Origin of the sequence: Dechloromonas sp. ZY10, from assembly GCF_041378895.1 — a bacterium.
GTDB lineage: Bacteria > Pseudomonadota > Gammaproteobacteria > Burkholderiales > Rhodocyclaceae > Azonexus > Azonexus aquae.
In genome coordinates, this window is record NZ_CP144212.1 from 3,248,652 (window position 1) to 3,262,937 (window position 14,286).

The window sequence follows — 14,286 nt, forward strand, 5'->3', positions numbered from 1 at the left end:
AGCTGGGCGCCACGAGGCACGTCAGCCTGTACGAAAATTAGAGGCAACCATTAAATATAACGGGAAAACCCCGTCAATTCAAGATGCTGCACTGCGGAAAAACACTGAATTCGGCGCGCACGGCCTATTTAAACGCACCAAAAAAGGGAAAAACTCCATTTTCACGGTCGACCGTGAAAATGACGAAAAAAAGGGACGCCCTGCGCGCCCCCTTTGCTTCGGCCCCTCTCAGCAGCAGCGCCGTATCGCCTCGGCAATTGCCGCTTCATCGGCATCAGCAGTCAGCACCGCTTCCCCGAGCCGGCGCAACAGCACCAATCGCAGCCGCCCCTCCGCCACCTTCTTGTCGTGGCGCATCAACTCGATGTAGCGCGCTTCGCCGAGTTGCGGCCCGCGCACCGGCAAGCCCGCCCGCCGGAACAAGGACTCCGTTCGCTCGACATCGGCATCGGTGAGCCAGCCCAGCAAGCGCGACAACTCGGCGGCCATCATCGTCCCGGCAGCAACAGCCTCCCCGTGCAACCATTCGCCGTAACCCAGTCCGGCCTCGATCGCATGACCAAAGGTATGCCCCAGATTGAGCAAGGCTCGCTCACCGGTTTCACGCTCGTCGGCCGCAACCACCTCCGCCTTGTTGGCACAGGAACGCTGCACGGCCTCGGCTAGCAAATCCGGATCGCGCGCCAGCAGCCCCTCGATATTCTGCTCCAGCCAGGCCAGGAAAGCGGCATCGCGGATCAGGCCATACTTGATCACCTCGGCCAGGCCGGCACGCAACTCGCGGTCGGGCAAGGTCGCCAGGGTGTCGATGTCGGCCAGCACCAGACGTGGCTGATAGAAGGCGCCGATCATGTTCTTGCCCAGCGGATGGTTGATCGCGGTCTTGCCTCCGACCGACGAATCCACCTGCGACAGCAGGGTCGTCGGCACCTGAATGAACGGCATCCCGCGCTGGTAGCAGGCAGCGGCAAAGCCCCCCATGTCGCCGACCACGCCCCCACCCAGCGCGACCAGCGTGGTTCCGCGCTCGCAATGCGCGCCGAGCAGAGCATCAAAAATCAGGTTCAGGGTTTCCCAGGTCTTGTAACGCTCGCCATCCGGCAGAATCGCGGCAAATGACTCAACTCCGGCCGCTGCCAGCGAAGCCTGGAGACGGGCGAGGTACAACGGCGCAACCGTTTCATTGCTGACCACCAAGGCCTTCTTCTGAGCAAAATGCGGCGCCAGTAAATCCGGGCGATCAAGCAGACCGGAGCCAATGTGAATCGGATAGGAGCGCTCGGCGAGCGCGACTTGCAGAGTCTGGATCATGACGAGGAAAGGCGCTTGTACTCGCGCAATAGATGATTGACGATGCCCGAGGCGACCAAGCTGGCGCCATCGACGACGAAGTGCGCAGTCTCCCGATACAGCGGGTCACGCACGGCATACAGCTCTTCAAGACGGGCGAGCGGGTCGGCCACCTGCAACAGGGGGCGATTCTTGTCGTGCCGCGTCCGCTGGTAAAGCAGCAAAGGGGGCACATTCAAATAAACCACCCAGCCAGTGTCGTGCAGGCAACGGCGATTTTCCTCACGCAGTACAGCGCCACCGCCGGTCGCCAGGACCACATTGTCACCGGCGGTCAGCTCGTGCAAGGTTTGCGTTTCACGCCGCCGGAAGCCCTCTTCGCCTTCGATTTCAAAAATCGTCGGAATCGCCACACCGGTGCGCTCGACAATTTCATGATCGGTATCGTAAAAGACTCGCCCCAGCCGTTTGGCCAGCTGACGCCCGACAGTCGTTTTGCCAGCCCCCATCAGGCCGACGAGATAGATATTGCGACGATTTTCCACAGGCGGATTCTAGCCGACTTGCTGCCGGCACAAAAATCGGGCCGGAATCTCCGGCCCGTAACACAAATGACCCGACACCCGATCAATCGACCTGCATCTTGTCCGAAATGATTCGCGGCGTAATAAATACCAGCAATTCGCGCCGTTCGCCCTTGTCGTACTTGTACTTGAACGCCCAGCCCAGGAAAGGCAGATCGCCCAGGAAGGGGACCTTGTCGGTCTTCGACTCGTTATTGGTGATGAAGACCCCGCCAATCACCACCGTACCACCGTTTTCAACCACCACATTGGTTTCGACGATCGAACTCTTGATCGGCGGATTACCCTCCACCGAACGCGTCCAGTCAGGCTCTTCCTTTTTCACGATCAGGGCCATCCGCACGGTTCCCTCGGGCGTAATCTGCGGGGTTGCCTCCAACGACAGCTTGGCCGGCTTGAAGCTGATTGTCCGGGTGATCGTGCCGCCACTGTTTTGCGTGGTCACATACGGCACCTCGGTACCGTCCTCGATTTTTGCCTTGACGTTATTGGCGGTGATCACGCGCGGGCTGGAAATGATCTTGCCGCCGCCATCGGACTCCAAAGCAGCCAGCTCAAGATTGAGAATGCGCGTCACCGAGGCATTGAACAACGAAAGGGCAAACGATCCGACCCGGCCGGTGTTTTCAACCTTCATCGGCAGATTGACCCCGACCATCGGATTCTGCACCAGTGTTGCAGGCGTTCCCGGTGTCGTCGAAGTTGCCGACACCGCCGGCTTCATTTCACCCCCGGCAATGTAAGTACTTCCCGTCCCACCTATCCGCACCGGACGCGAATTGATCAGCCCCAGACGCATCCCCAGTTCCTTGTTAAAGGCATCGTGCGCCTCGACCACTCGAGCTTCGATCATGACTTGCCGGGCACCCACATCGATCGCCTTGATGAAGGTCCTGATTTCCTCAAGCTTCGACGGAATGTCATTGACGAACAGCAGATTCGACTGCGGATCGGCAACCGCACTCCCCCGCTTGCTGAGAATCCGCTGCGTTGCCGATGCCACCCCCGGGGTCACCGGCGGGGTCGGCGTCGTCGTGGCACCGGCCCCCGCTGCGGCCCCGGAAGGTGGCAGCGGCGGCAGACCGGCCAGCAGGCGCGCCACATCGGTTGCCTTCTGGTAATTCAGAATGAACTGCTCCATTTTCAGCGGCTCCAGCTCGCTGATCTGCTGCTTGGCCTCGAAATCGAGCTTTTCGCGGGTTGCGATTTCGTCACGCGGGGCAATCATCACGATATTGCCCTTCTTGCGCATATCCAGCCCTTTTTGCTGAAAAATGATATCGATCACCTGATCGGCCGGAACATCCTTGAGTACCAGAGTCGTCGTCCCGCTAACTGTTTCACTGATCACGGCATTCAGCCCGAGTTCCTCGGCCATCAGGCGCAACAGGGCCCGGACATCGCCATTCTGGTAATTGATACTGACGCGCGGCCCCTGGTAACCGACCGTACTGCCTTGCACCAGTTTGTTCGGGTCCTCCTGTATACGCCGCACCTCGATCACGAACTGATTGTCGCTCTGGTAGGCGTTATGTTCCCAGAGCCCCTTCGGCGCGATGACCAGGCGGACATTGTCACCATTGGCGCGAGACTCAACCGACATCACCGGAGTTGCAAAGTCGGCCACATCCAGCTTGCGCTGCAAATGCTCAGGCAAGGAGGTCTTGGCAAAATCGACCACCAGATTGCTGCCTTGCTGCCGAATGTCGATTCCGGTTCCGGCATCGCTCAACTCAACCAGAACCCGACCCTCGCCATCCTTGCCACGCCGGAACATGAGATCGCGGATCGCATGGCGCCCGGCAAACAGCCGCTCTTCGGCAAAACGGGTATTCTTGGCCGCCACCGAGTCCACCATCGAAGTCAGAGGCGAGAGCGTCAAATACAAGGCCCGGCCGTCAAGCCGGGTCTTGTAATTCATTTTCTGGATCAGGTTCAGGACCATCCGGGTCCGCTCACCAACCTGCACCACGTTCACGCTGCGCAAATCACCTTCGTTGATGATCTGGCTGTTTTTTCCCAAGGCATTCACGGTCGACGGGAAATCAAGCGCAATTTTCGCCGGAGCCGCTATCGCAAAGCTGGCGGGCAGTTCTGCCAACGGCTCGCGCAAATCGATCCGCACGGCAATTTCATTGCCCTGACGCGCGACCTGCAGCCCCTCAATGGCGTTTTCCTTCCCCGCCCCCTGGGCGGATGCCAAGGGCGCCAGCAACAGTCCGGCGGCAAGCAGCGCCCACGTCTTGATCCATTTCATTTCTTACCCCCGTCCGTGCTCTGCAGATAGAGGAAACTGGTTCTCTCCGTCCATTCCCCCGCAGAATCCTGCACCAGTTCGTGCACCTCGACCTCGCTCTCGGTCACCCGTTTCACCCGGCCGAAATCCTGCCCCAGATAATCGCCTACCCGTACCTGCTTGACCTTATCCTCAGCCTGGATCACCGCCATCGGCTTGCGATTGACATAGAGATAACCAATCATTTTCAGGGTTTCCAGCGGATACTTCTCCAGCAGGCTGTTACGTAACTCCCGCGCCTCGAAATCCGGCTGGAAAACGCCCCCCTTGCCGCCTCCACGCGGCTTCCCTTCAGGCTCGATCTTGCCCGGGCGGAAGGGGTCGAGAAGGGTTTCGACATCGTACACCACCGCCTGATAGGGCTTCATTTCAGGCAATTTCTGAATATGCGGCTGCAAGTCACGGGTATTTTCGGCCGCCCAGCGGCGCAAATCCTCGTGGTCGCCCCCGCTACAGGCGGCTAACCCCAGTGCTGACAACAGGAAAAGCAGACGTGCCAGCATCATTTCTTGCCTCCCGCAGCCTTTTCCTTCTTGCGAGCGGCTTCCGCCTTGCGCTGTTCCGCCAGTTCATCTTCGTCGAGATAGCGGAAAGTCTTGATTTGCGCATCCAGCGTCAGCGCCGGACTGTCCTTCTGCGGTGCGAGTACCAGATTGTTCAGGGTCACGATCCGGGGCAAGCGTGCAACGTCAGCGGCAAACGCACCAAGATCGTGGTAGCTGCCGTTGACCCTCACGGCAATCGGCATTTCCGCATAAAACTCCTTGACCTGCACCTGCCCAGGCTTGAACAACTCGAACTGAAGGCCACGCCCCAGGCCAGCCTGATTCACCTCGATCAGCAAGGCCTCGATTTCGGCCTTGCCTGGCAATTGCTTGAGCAAGGCGCCGAACGAGCGATCGATTTCAGCCAGTTGCTGTTTGTACAAACCCAGATTGACCGCTTGCCGCTTTTTCTCGAGATACTGTTCCTTGAGCGATTGCTCTTCGTTGCGCCGGGTTTCCAGGGTCGTCAGCTGATCGTCCCAGACCAGCAGCCACCCGAGAAACACCAGACCCAAGAACAGACCGATCAGAACGGCCACCCGGGGGAACAGAGGCCAGCTTCCGGGATCGTTGGGGTTCATGTAACGGAACTCGTCCAGCAAGGCCTGGACGTCAATTTTTGGCAGGGAAAGCTTGCTGGCCGCCATCACTTCTTCCCCTTCACTTCTTCCGGCTCGCTCCGGGTGATCGTGAAATTCATGCTGAACTCGTTCAGGCGACGTCCATTCTGGTTCACCGCCTTGACCTCAACCAACTGCGGGTTCTCCAACCAGGGCGACGCCTCCAGATTGCGCATCAGCGCCGACACCCGGGCATTTGACTGAGCAAAACCACCGATGTCGATTTTCAAGCCATCCTGCTTGAGCGACTTCAGATACACCCCCTCGGGCACCTGGCGCACCAGTTCAGCCAGAAGATGAACGGTTTCTCCGCGATCTTTCTGCAGATTTTCGATCACCTGCTTGCGCGACAGCAGTGCCCGGGTTTGCTCCTTGAGCCCCTTGATTTCCTCCAACTGCTTGTCGAGTTGCGCAATTTCGCCCTTCAGATAAGCGTTGGCATCCTCCTGAGCGGTCACATATCCGCCGATCAGGGTATAGCCGGCAAAAACGATGACACAGCCGAGCGCGGCGACCAGTCCGGCGAGCAGGTAGAACTGCTCGCGCCGCGCCTTGCGCGCCGCCTCCCGGTGCGGTAGCAGATTGATGCGGATCATAACGGGTCAAACCTCCGCAACGCCAGGCCACACACCACCATCAGCGAGGAAGCGTCGGCCAGCAACGCCTTTGCCCGCACCTTGTCGGAAACGGCCATGCCGGCGAAGGGATTGGCCACCAAGGTATTGACCTGAGTGCGCGTGGCAACAATTTCATCGAGCCCCGGAATCACCGCACACCCGCCTGCCAGCACCAGATGGTCAACCTGATTGAATTGCGTCGACGTAAAGAAAAACTGCAGCGCGCGCGACACTTCCAGCGCCAGACTTTCCATGAATGGCAGCAACAGTTCGTCGCGATAACTATCGGGCAGACTACCGCTGCGCTTGGCCGTCTCGGCCTCCTCAAAGGTCATGCCGTATTGGCGAGCAATATCCTGGGTCAGCTGGACCCCGCCGAACGCCTGCTCACGGGTGTACACCTGCTGCCCATTGCGCAGCACCGTCAGATTGGTCGAGTGGGCCCCAACATCGACCAAGGCCAGCACCTGATCGCGCCCGGCATTGGGCAACTGCTTTTCGATCAACTCGAAAGCCGCCATTGCCGCCAGCGAGTCAACATCGACAATCCCAGCCTTGAGTCCGGAAGCATCAGCCACGGCCACCCGATCCTCGACCCGTTCCTTCTTGGAAGCGGCGAGCAACACTTCCAGTTCGTCCGGTGCCGTCGCAGAGGGGCCGATCACATGGTAATCAAGGTTCACTTCATCAATCGAAAAGGGGATGTACTGGTTAGCCTCAGCCTCGACCTGAGCCTCCAACTCCTCCTCGCGCAAACCCGAGGGCACCAGAATTTTCTTGGTAATCACCGCCGACGCCGGCAAAGCCATCGCCACATTCTGCGTCGATGCGCCAAAGCGCTTGCAAACCCGGCGCACGGTCTCAACCACGGCATCGAAATTGATGATGTTGCCGTCAACTACGGCATCCTTGGGCAGTATCTCTATCGCGTAGCGCTCAACACGATAACCACCCTTGCCCCCAGCGCTCAATTCAAGCACCTTGACGGCAGACGAGCTGATATCCAGCCCGAACAGGGAACGGGCTTTGGGATTCAACAGCGAGGAGATATCGAAACCCACCAGACCCCCCAAAATTCCCTTATGGAATACGAAGTTATAACAAAATTCAATAATTCACTTTAAATCCTAACAACAAGCCCCTGCACTGTAAAGGACTTTCAGGAAGCCCTCCGGCAGCAGCGTATAATCGCCGCACGCCAATTTCCCTGCCGACCATCTTGTCCTCGTTACCTCTCCCCCTCCGCCTGATTCTCTACCCGCTACTGCTGGTTTCAGGCCTGCTGGCGATGGGCGTTGCCATCGCACTGATCGTGCTGGTACTGACCTACCCGAACCTGCCATCGCTCGAAGTCCTGACCGACTACCGCCCCAAGATTCCTCTGCGTGTCTACACCGCCGACGGCCACCTGATCGGCGAGTTCGGCGAAGAACGGCGCGCTGTGGTCGCCATTGGCGAAGTGCCGCCGGTGATGAAAAACGCCATCCTGTCGGCCGAAGACGACCGCTTCTACCAGCATGGCGGGATCGACTATCTCGGCATGCTCCGCGCCGCAGTCACCAACGTCGTCGGCGGCGGCAAACGCCAGGGCGCCTCGACGATTACCCAGCAGGTTGCCCGCAACTTCTTCCTGTCCAGCGAGAAGACCTACAGCCGCAAGCTCTACGAAATCCTGCTCTCGTTCAAGATTGAAAGCAATCTGGGCAAGGATCAGATTCTTGAGTTGTACATCAATCAGATATTCCTTGGCCAACGCGCCTACGGCTTTGCCGCCGCTGCCCAGATCTACTTTGGCAAACCGCTGAAAGACATTTCCATCGCCGAAGCAGCCATGCTGGCCGGACTACCCAAGGCCCCCTCAGCCTACAACCCGATCGTCAACCCGAAACGTGCCCGCCTCCGCCAGCAATACGTCCTGCGCCGGATGCACGAACTCGGGCACATCAACGACAGCCAGTACGAGGCGGCACTCAAGGAACCGCTGGTGCTCAAGCGCGACCTCGGGGATTACGCGGTGCACGCCGAATACGTTGCCGAAATGGCTCGCCAGATTGCTGCCGAACGTTTCCCGGACGATGTTTACACCCGCGGCCTCAAGGTTTACACCACCCTGATCAAGGGCGAACAGGAAGCCGCCTACGCTGCGCTGCGCAAGGGCGTGCTCGACTACGACAAGCGCCACGGCTATCGCGGCGCCGAGTCCTACCTCGATCTGAAAGACATCAAATCCGACCAGGACGAGGCCATCGACGAAGCCCTGCAGGACATTCCGGACGCGGGCGACCTGCTGCCCGGACTGGTACTCGCGGCCGACAGCAAGCAGGTCAAGGTTTACCGCAAGGGCGGAGAAATCCTCAACCTGTCGGGCGATGCGATCAAATTCGCCAGCCGCATGCTCGACGACAAGGCGCCGCCGAACAAGCGCCTCAAACGTGGTGCGATTGTCCGGGTCAACAAGGATGACAAGGGCCAATGGCAGATCGTCCAGCTGCCCGAAGTCGAATCGGCATTTGTCGCGGTATCACCCAAGGATGGCGCGATCCATGCGTTGGTTGGCGGATTCGACTTCAACCGCAACAAATTCAACCACGTCACCCAAGCCTGGCGTCAGCCCGGCTCCAGCTTCAAGCCCTTCATCTATTCGGCTGCGCTGGAAAAGGGCTACACCCCGGGAAGCATCGTTGCCGACGAACCGATCACCATTTCGGCCAGCGAAACCGGCTCGCAGGCCTGGACCCCGCACAACTACGACGGCAAATACGAAGGCCCGATGCGCATCCGCACCGCTCTCGCCAAATCGAAGAACATGGTCTCGATCCGCCTGCTGCAAGCCATCTCCCCGCAGTATGCGCAAGACTACGCCAGCCGCTTCGGCTTCGACGCCGACAAGCACCCACCCTACCTGACCATGGCTCTCGGCGCCGGTTCGGTGACGCCTTGGCAAATGGTCACCGGCTACGCGGTCTTTGCCAACGGCGGCTACAAGATCAGCCCTTATGTGGTGCGCGAGATTCGTGACGAGCGCAACCAGGTGATCGCGCAAGCCAGCACCACCGAGGCCGGCGACGAATCGATCCGCGCCATCGACGCCCGCAATGCCTTCATGATGGACACCATGTTGCGTGATGTGACCATCTACGGCACAGCAGCCAAGGCCTCGGCCATCCTCAAGCGTCAGGACCTGGCAGGCAAGACCGGGACCACCAACGAATATGTCGACGCCTGGTTCTGCGGCTATCAGGTCAGCGTTGCCGGCTGTGCCTGGGTGGGTTTCGACCAGCCGAAAAAGCTGGGCAACAGCGAAACCGGCGGCGTTGCCTCGTTACCGATCTGGATCGGCTACATGCAGCGGGCGCTCAAGGACGCCCCAATCGCGACCTTGCCGCAGCCGGAAGGACTAGTCGCCAGCGGAGAAGGACGCGAGCGCAACTTCGTCTACTCCGAAAATGCGCACAAGGAAGCGCCAGCCGAAGAAAATCCGCCGCCGCTGCCGGAACGCCCGGACTTGAGCAAGCCACCCAGCGACTAAATCCGGGCAAGTCCGCAAAAACAAGAAAGCCGATCCTTGAGATCGGCTTTCTTGTTTTTGCTTGCCGGTAAAAAGCCAGGCCTGCGGGAGATAGCAGCGACTTACTTCAGCAGCACCTGCTCACCTGCCTGCTGCGACGCCAGAGCCGACAGCTTCTGCAACAATTCGGCACCATCGCGGGTATCGACCCACTGACCATCCTGCCAGCGGAAATGGAAGCCCCCCGCGCGCGCCGCAACCCAGATTTCCTTGGCCACGGCATGGCGATTGACGATGATCTTGCTGCTATCGGCGAACTCGATTTCGAGTATCCCGCCGGCCTGCAACTCAAAGTCCAAATCGGCATCGCAAGCCTCCAGCGCCTGATCGATCCGGGCCAGGATTGCGTCCGCCGCGCTGCTGAAATCCTTGTCATCCATCGTGTGCTACCATCCGTTTCTTTGTTTTCTGCCGCCACAATCAGGTTTGGCGGCATTTACGATTGTTGCCATGCTCCGACTTGCCGCGCTTCTGCTGGCCCTGACCGCCGGCTCCCAACTCACTGCCTGCGGCCTCAAAGGGCCGCTGGTGCTGCCGCCAGGCCCGGCGCCCGAACCACTGTTCGGCAACGCCAAAGCCCCTGTCCAGCCGGCCACCAAGCCGTTGCCCGCCGATCTTAGCACGCCCCGGAAAGACACCCCACAATGAGCTTCTTCTCTCTCAAGAACGGCGTCCTGCACGCTGAAAACGTCGCCCTGACCACGCTTGCCGCCGAATACGGCACCCCGGCCTACGTTTACTCGCGTGCCGCGCTGACCGCTGCGCTCAAGGAATTCCAGGACGTGCTCGGCGCCCATCCGGCCGGTGCCGGCGCACTGGTCTGTTACGCCGTCAAGGCCAACTCCAACCTCGCCGTGCTCAACGTTTTCGCGCGCATGGGCGCCGGTTTCGACATCGTTTCCGGCGGCGAACTGCAGCGCGTGCTGGCCGCCGGTGCCGATCCGAAGAAGGTGGTTTTCTCCGGCGTCGGCAAAACCGCCGCTGAAATGAAGCAGGCGCTGGCCGCCGGCATTTTCTGTTTCAACGTCGAATCTGCCCCCGAACTCGAGCGCCTCAACCAGGTCGCCGGCGAATGCGGCCAGAAGGCGCCGGTCAGCTTCCGCGTCAATCCCAACGTCGACCCCAAGACCCACCCCTACATCTCGACCGGGCTCAAGGAAGCCAAGTTCGGCGTCGCCTACGAACAGGCGCTCGCCCTCTACCGTCGCGCCGCCGCTTTGCCGAACATTGCCGTCACCGGCATCGACTGCCACATCGGCTCGCAGTTGCTTGACCCCTCGCCCTTCGTCGAAGCCCTCGACCGGATTTTGGCCCTGGTCGACCAGTTGACCGTGGAAGGCATCCAGCTGCACCACATCGACATCGGCGGCGGCCTCGGCATCAAGTACCAGGCCGAGCAGGAACAACCGACCGTCGCCTCCTACCTCAATCCGCTGCTCGACAAGCTCGCCGGCCGTGGCCTGCAGATCGTCATGGAGCCGGGCCGCCGCCTGGTCGGCAACGCCGGCCTGCTGCTCACCCAGATCGAATTCCTCAAGGAAGGCGAAGGCAAGAACTTCGCGATCATCGACGCGGCGATGAACGACCTGATGCGCCCGGCGCTCTACGAAGCCTGGCACGACATCAACCCGGTCGCTCCGCGCGACGGCGCCAGCCGCGACTACGATGTGGTCGGCCCGGTCTGCGAAAGCGGCGACTTCCTCGGCCAGGCCCGCCCGCTCAACGTCCAGCCCGGCGACCTGCTGGCGGTGATGTCGGCCGGCGCCTACGGCATGGCGATGGCCTCCAACTACAACACCCGCCCGCGTGCGGTCGAGCTGATGGTTGACGGCGACACGGTCCACGTCATCCGCCAGCGCGAAAGCGTCGAACAGTTGTACGCCGGCGAAGCCGTCCTGCCGGCCTGAGCATGGGCGTCCGCATCGACAAATGGCTGTGGGCCGGGCGTTTTTTCAAGACGCGCAGCCTGGCCAGCGATGCGGTCAGCGGCGGCAAGGTCAAGCTCAACGGCGCCGCCGCCAAGCCGGCGCGCGAAGTCAAACCCGGCGACCGGTTGGAGATTCATAACGGCGACACCCGCTGGGAAGTGATCGTCCAGGCGTTGTCGGAAAAACGCGGCCCGGCACCGGAAGCGCGGCTGCTCTACGAAGAAACGGCGGAGAGCATTGCCGCCCGCGAAGCCGAGCAGCAGCGCCGCAAATTCACCGTCGAACCCGCCGCCGACCTGCACGGCCGCCCGACCAAGCGCGACCGGCGGCAACTGCAACGCTTCGGCGAGTAAACGCAGGAACGCGAGTCCGCCGCTCCCGGCGCGCCTCGCCGGCTGCACCGCTGACCGGGCCTTGCTCGGCCATCCATCAGCCAGCCGCTGTTACCGGCTTTTTAGCCTTTGCCACGGTCGACCGTGGCAGAGCGGCAAAATCACAAGACCCAGGCCAGCGCCAGCGGCAGGAAGAGCAGCGCCGCCAGGTTGCCGATCAGCACGATCGACGCGACCCGCTGCGGCTCCTGCTGGTAACGCTCGGCAAAGAGGAAGTTGAGCACCGCCGGCGGCAGCGCGCCGAAGACGAACAGCATCGCTGCGTCACGCCCCTGCAGGCCGAGCAGCTGGATCAGGCCGAGCGCGATCAGCATCCCGACGACCGGGCGCAACAGGGCGCTGCCGACCGCCAGTTTCCACTCGTTGAAACGCACGTCGGTCATGCGCACGCCAAGCGAAAACAGCAGCAGCGGCACCGACACATCGCCGAGCATCTTGATCGCGATCAGCGCCGGCGGCCAGACCGGGATTTTGAGGATCGCCACGGTCAACCCGGCGATCGCGGCAAAAACCACCGGAATCCGCCACAAGGTCAGCAGCCGCGTACTCGGGTCAAGCAGGCGGGCGCCAAACGAGAAGTGCAGCGTGTTTTCGACCATGAACAGGATCACCGCCGCCGGCAGGGCGCTCTCGCCCCAGGCCAGCACCGCCAGCGGCAGGCCGATGTTGCCGGAGTTGTTGAACAGCATCGGCGGCACCAGGGTTTTCGCCTGCACGCCGCACAGCCGGGCCACCGGCCACGCCAGCAGGCCGCACAGCGCCAGCAGCAGAAAACCGCCCAAGGCCAGCGGCGCGTAGGCGGCGAGGTCAAAGGACTTGCCCGCCATCGCGGCAAAAACCAGCGCCGGGACGAACACATCCATATTCAGGCGGTTGGCGACCGCCATTTCCGGCTTGTGCTTGCGCGCGTAGAAAAAACCAGCGGCAACAATGCCGAAGATCGGGAACAGGATCGCCGCAAGACGCAGGCTGAGACTGGCATTTTCCACGGGCTGCACTCCACCAAAGACGATGGCCGGCATGATGCGCGCCATCGGCGCTGCCGGCCATCCGGGTTTGCCCGCGAGCGCTACCACTCGCGGGACGAACAAACTAGCGCTGCAGATTACAGCACATAACGCGACAGATCTTCGTCGGCGGCGACTTCGCCCAGCTTTTGATTGACGTAGGCGGCGTCGACCAAGACCTGCTCCAGACCAATCTTGCCGGCGTCGAACGAAACCTCTTCGAGCAGCTTTTCCATCACCGTATGCAGGCGGCGGGCGCCGATGTTCTCGGTGCGCTCGTTCACCTGGAAGGCGATCTCGGCCAGACGGCGGATACCGTCGGCGGCAAACTCGATATTCACCCCTTCGGTCGCCAGCAAGGCCTGATACTGCTTGGTCAGGCAGGCATCGGTCTGAGTCAGGATGCATTCGAAATCGGCGACTGACAGTGAATCGAGTTCGACACGGATCGGGAAGCGACCCTGCAGCTCGGGAATCAGGTCCGACGGCTTGGACAGGTGGAAGGCACCGGACGCGATGAACAGGATGTGATCGGTCTTGATCATGCCGTACTTGGTCGACACCGTGGTGCCTTCGACCAACGGCAGCAGGTCGCGCTGCACGCCCTGGCGCGACACGTCAGCGCCCTGCATCTCGGAACGGCTGGCAACCTTGTCGATCTCGTCGATGAAGACGATGCCGTTCTGCTCGACCGCCTTGACCGCCTCCAGCTTGATTTCCTCGTCGTTGACCAGCTTGGCCGCTTCCTCGTCGGTGAGCAGCTTGAGCGCCTCCTTGATCGGCATCTTGCGCGACTTCTTCTTGCCGTTGCCCATGTTCTGGAACATGCCCTGAATCTGCTGGGTCAGCTCTTCCATCCCCGGCGGGGCGAAAATCTCGGCCTGCATCGACGGCATCGCTACTTCGATGTCGATTTCCTTGTCGTCGAGCTCGCCCTCGCGCAGTTTCTTGCGGAATTTCTGGCGGGTCGCGTTATCTGCGGTCGACGCATTCTCCTCGGCAAAAAAGCCGGGGCTGCGCGCCGGCGGCAGCAGCACGTCGAGCACGCGATCCTCGGCGGCATCCTCGGCGCGCGCGCGCATCGCCTTGATCGCCCGCTCGCGCTGGCTCTTGATCGCCATCTCGACCAGATCGCGGATGATGGTCTCGACATCGCGGCCGACATAGCCGACCTCGGTGAACTTGGTCGCCTCGACCTTGATGAACGGCGCATTCGCCAGCCGCGCCAGGCGGCGCGCAATCTCGGTCTTGCCGACGCCGGTCGGCCCGATCATCAGGATGTTCTTGGGCGTAATCTCCTGGCGCAGCGGCTCGGCCACCTGCGCCCGCCGCCAGCGGTTGCGCAAGGCAATCGCCACCGACTTCTTGGCCGCCTTCTGGCCAACGATGTGCTTATCGAGTTCGGAAACGATCTCCGGCGGGGTAAAACCCAGAATCGA

The 14,286-nt window shown here is 61.1% G+C and carries 14 protein-coding genes; 4 read left to right on the forward strand and 10 right to left on the reverse strand.

Annotation, left to right across the window (positions count from 1 at the left end):
* Nucleotides 1-228: 228 nt before the first annotated feature.
* From aroB to VX159_RS14870, 7 genes are all read right to left on the reverse strand, one after another.
* Nucleotides 229-1,308 (reverse strand): 3-dehydroquinate synthase, encoded by a 1,080-nt coding sequence (gene aroB / locus VX159_RS14840; RefSeq protein WP_371325537.1) that lies wholly within the window; start codon nucleotides 1,306-1,308, stop codon nucleotides 229-231.
* Nucleotides 1,308-1,835, reverse strand: a complete 528-nt coding sequence (locus VX159_RS14845) for a shikimate kinase (protein WP_371323652.1) — start codon at nucleotides 1,833-1,835, stop codon at nucleotides 1,308-1,310. Before VX159_RS14845 ends, aroB begins: the two co-directional genes overlap by 1 nt.
* An 82-nt stretch (nucleotides 1,836-1,917) precedes the next feature.
* The gene (pilQ, locus tag VX159_RS14850) at nucleotides 1,918-4,131 is read right to left on the reverse strand and encodes a type IV pilus secretin PilQ (RefSeq protein ID WP_371323653.1); all 2,214 of its coding nucleotides are present in this window, start codon (nucleotides 4,129-4,131) and stop codon (nucleotides 1,918-1,920) included.
* On the reverse strand, nucleotides 4,128-4,673 hold the full coding sequence (locus VX159_RS14855; protein WP_371323654.1) for a pilus assembly protein PilP: 546 nt from the start codon (nucleotides 4,671-4,673) through the stop codon (nucleotides 4,128-4,130). Before VX159_RS14855 ends, pilQ begins: the two co-directional genes overlap by 4 nt.
* Complete coding sequence (locus VX159_RS14860) at nucleotides 4,673-5,362, reverse strand: type 4a pilus biogenesis protein PilO (RefSeq protein ID WP_371323655.1); 690 nt, start codon at nucleotides 5,360-5,362, stop codon at nucleotides 4,673-4,675. The genes VX159_RS14855 and VX159_RS14860 overlap by 1 nt, the downstream gene beginning before the upstream one ends.
* Nucleotides 5,362-5,931: a PilN domain-containing protein gene (locus VX159_RS14865; protein WP_371323656.1), complete on the reverse strand. Its 570-nt coding sequence runs from the start codon at nucleotides 5,929-5,931 to the stop codon at nucleotides 5,362-5,364. Before VX159_RS14865 ends, VX159_RS14860 begins: the two co-directional genes overlap by 1 nt.
* A complete protein-coding gene (locus VX159_RS14870) occupies nucleotides 5,928-7,013 on the reverse strand; it encodes a pilus assembly protein PilM (RefSeq protein ID WP_371323657.1) in 1,086 nt (361 codons plus the stop codon). The genes VX159_RS14865 and VX159_RS14870 overlap by 4 nt, the downstream gene beginning before the upstream one ends.
* Before the next feature lie 158 nt (nucleotides 7,014-7,171).
* On the opposite strand from VX159_RS14870, the gene VX159_RS14875 reads away from it, so the two are divergent.
* Nucleotides 7,172-9,481, forward strand: a complete 2,310-nt coding sequence (locus tag VX159_RS14875; RefSeq protein ID WP_371323658.1) for a penicillin-binding protein 1A — start codon at nucleotides 7,172-7,174, stop codon at nucleotides 9,479-9,481.
* A gap of 101 nt (nucleotides 9,482-9,582) precedes the next feature.
* Here VX159_RS14875 and cyaY read toward each other — a convergent pair whose 3' ends face one another.
* Nucleotides 9,583-9,900 carry an iron donor protein CyaY gene (cyaY, locus tag VX159_RS14880; RefSeq protein ID WP_371323659.1) on the reverse strand — a complete coding sequence of 106 codons (318 nt, stop codon included), beginning with the start codon at nucleotides 9,898-9,900 and terminating at the stop codon, nucleotides 9,583-9,585.
* Between cyaY and VX159_RS14885 the strand changes: the two genes are divergently transcribed.
* Genes VX159_RS14885 through VX159_RS14895 form a run of 3 tightly spaced genes read left to right on the forward strand, consistent with a single transcriptional unit; the run spans nucleotide 9,890 to nucleotide 11,801 of the window.
* A complete protein-coding gene (locus VX159_RS14885; protein WP_371323660.1) occupies nucleotides 9,890-10,168 on the forward strand; it encodes a hypothetical protein in 279 nt (92 codons plus the stop codon). The genes cyaY and VX159_RS14885 overlap by 11 nt on opposite strands.
* A complete protein-coding gene (lysA, locus tag VX159_RS14890; RefSeq protein WP_371323661.1) occupies nucleotides 10,165-11,427 on the forward strand; it encodes a diaminopimelate decarboxylase in 1,263 nt (420 codons plus the stop codon). The genes VX159_RS14885 and lysA overlap by 4 nt, the downstream gene beginning before the upstream one ends.
* A gap of 2 nt (nucleotides 11,428-11,429) precedes the next feature.
* Complete coding sequence (locus VX159_RS14895) at nucleotides 11,430-11,801, forward strand: RNA-binding S4 domain-containing protein (protein ID WP_371323662.1); 372 nt, start codon at nucleotides 11,430-11,432, stop codon at nucleotides 11,799-11,801.
* A 140-nt stretch (nucleotides 11,802-11,941) separates the two neighbouring features.
* On the opposite strand, the gene VX159_RS14900 is transcribed toward VX159_RS14895, so the two are convergent.
* Both VX159_RS14900 and hslU read right to left on the reverse strand, forming a co-directional pair.
* Complete coding sequence (locus tag VX159_RS14900; RefSeq protein WP_371325538.1) at nucleotides 11,942-12,862, reverse strand: AEC family transporter; 921 nt, start codon at nucleotides 12,860-12,862, stop codon at nucleotides 11,942-11,944.
* A gap of 83 nt (nucleotides 12,863-12,945) precedes the next feature.
* Nucleotides 12,946-14,283: an ATP-dependent protease ATPase subunit HslU gene (hslU, locus tag VX159_RS14905; protein WP_371325539.1), complete on the reverse strand. Its 1,338-nt coding sequence runs from the start codon at nucleotides 14,281-14,283 to the stop codon at nucleotides 12,946-12,948.
* Nucleotides 14,284-14,286 lie beyond the last annotated feature (3 nt).

Bases quoted from the DNA above. Each gene is read 5' to 3' on its own strand.
- pilQ (WP_371323653.1), bottom strand. From the start codon at position 4,131: ATGAAATGGATCAAGACGTGGGCGCTGCTTGCCGCCGGACTGTTGCTG.
- VX159_RS14855 (WP_371323654.1), bottom strand. From the start codon at position 4,673: ATGCTGGCACGTCTGCTTTTCCTGTTGTCAGCACTGGGGTTAGCCGCC.
- VX159_RS14860 (WP_371323655.1), bottom strand. From the start codon at position 5,362: ATGGCGGCCAGCAAGCTTTCCCTGCCAAAAATTGACGTCCAGGCCTTG.
- VX159_RS14865 (WP_371323656.1), bottom strand. From the start codon at position 5,931: ATGATCCGCATCAATCTGCTACCGCACCGGGAGGCGGCGCGCAAGGCG.
- cyaY (WP_371323659.1), bottom strand. From the start codon at position 9,900: ATGGATGACAAGGATTTCAGCAGCGCGGCGGACGCAATCCTGGCCCGG.
- lysA (WP_371323661.1), top strand. From the start codon at position 10,165: ATGAGCTTCTTCTCTCTCAAGAACGGCGTCCTGCACGCTGAAAACGTC.
- VX159_RS14895 (WP_371323662.1), top strand. From the start codon at position 11,430: ATGGGCGTCCGCATCGACAAATGGCTGTGGGCCGGGCGTTTTTTCAAG.
- VX159_RS14900 (WP_371325538.1), bottom strand. From the start codon at position 12,862: ATGCCGGCCATCGTCTTTGGTGGAGTGCAGCCCGTGGAAAATGCCAGT.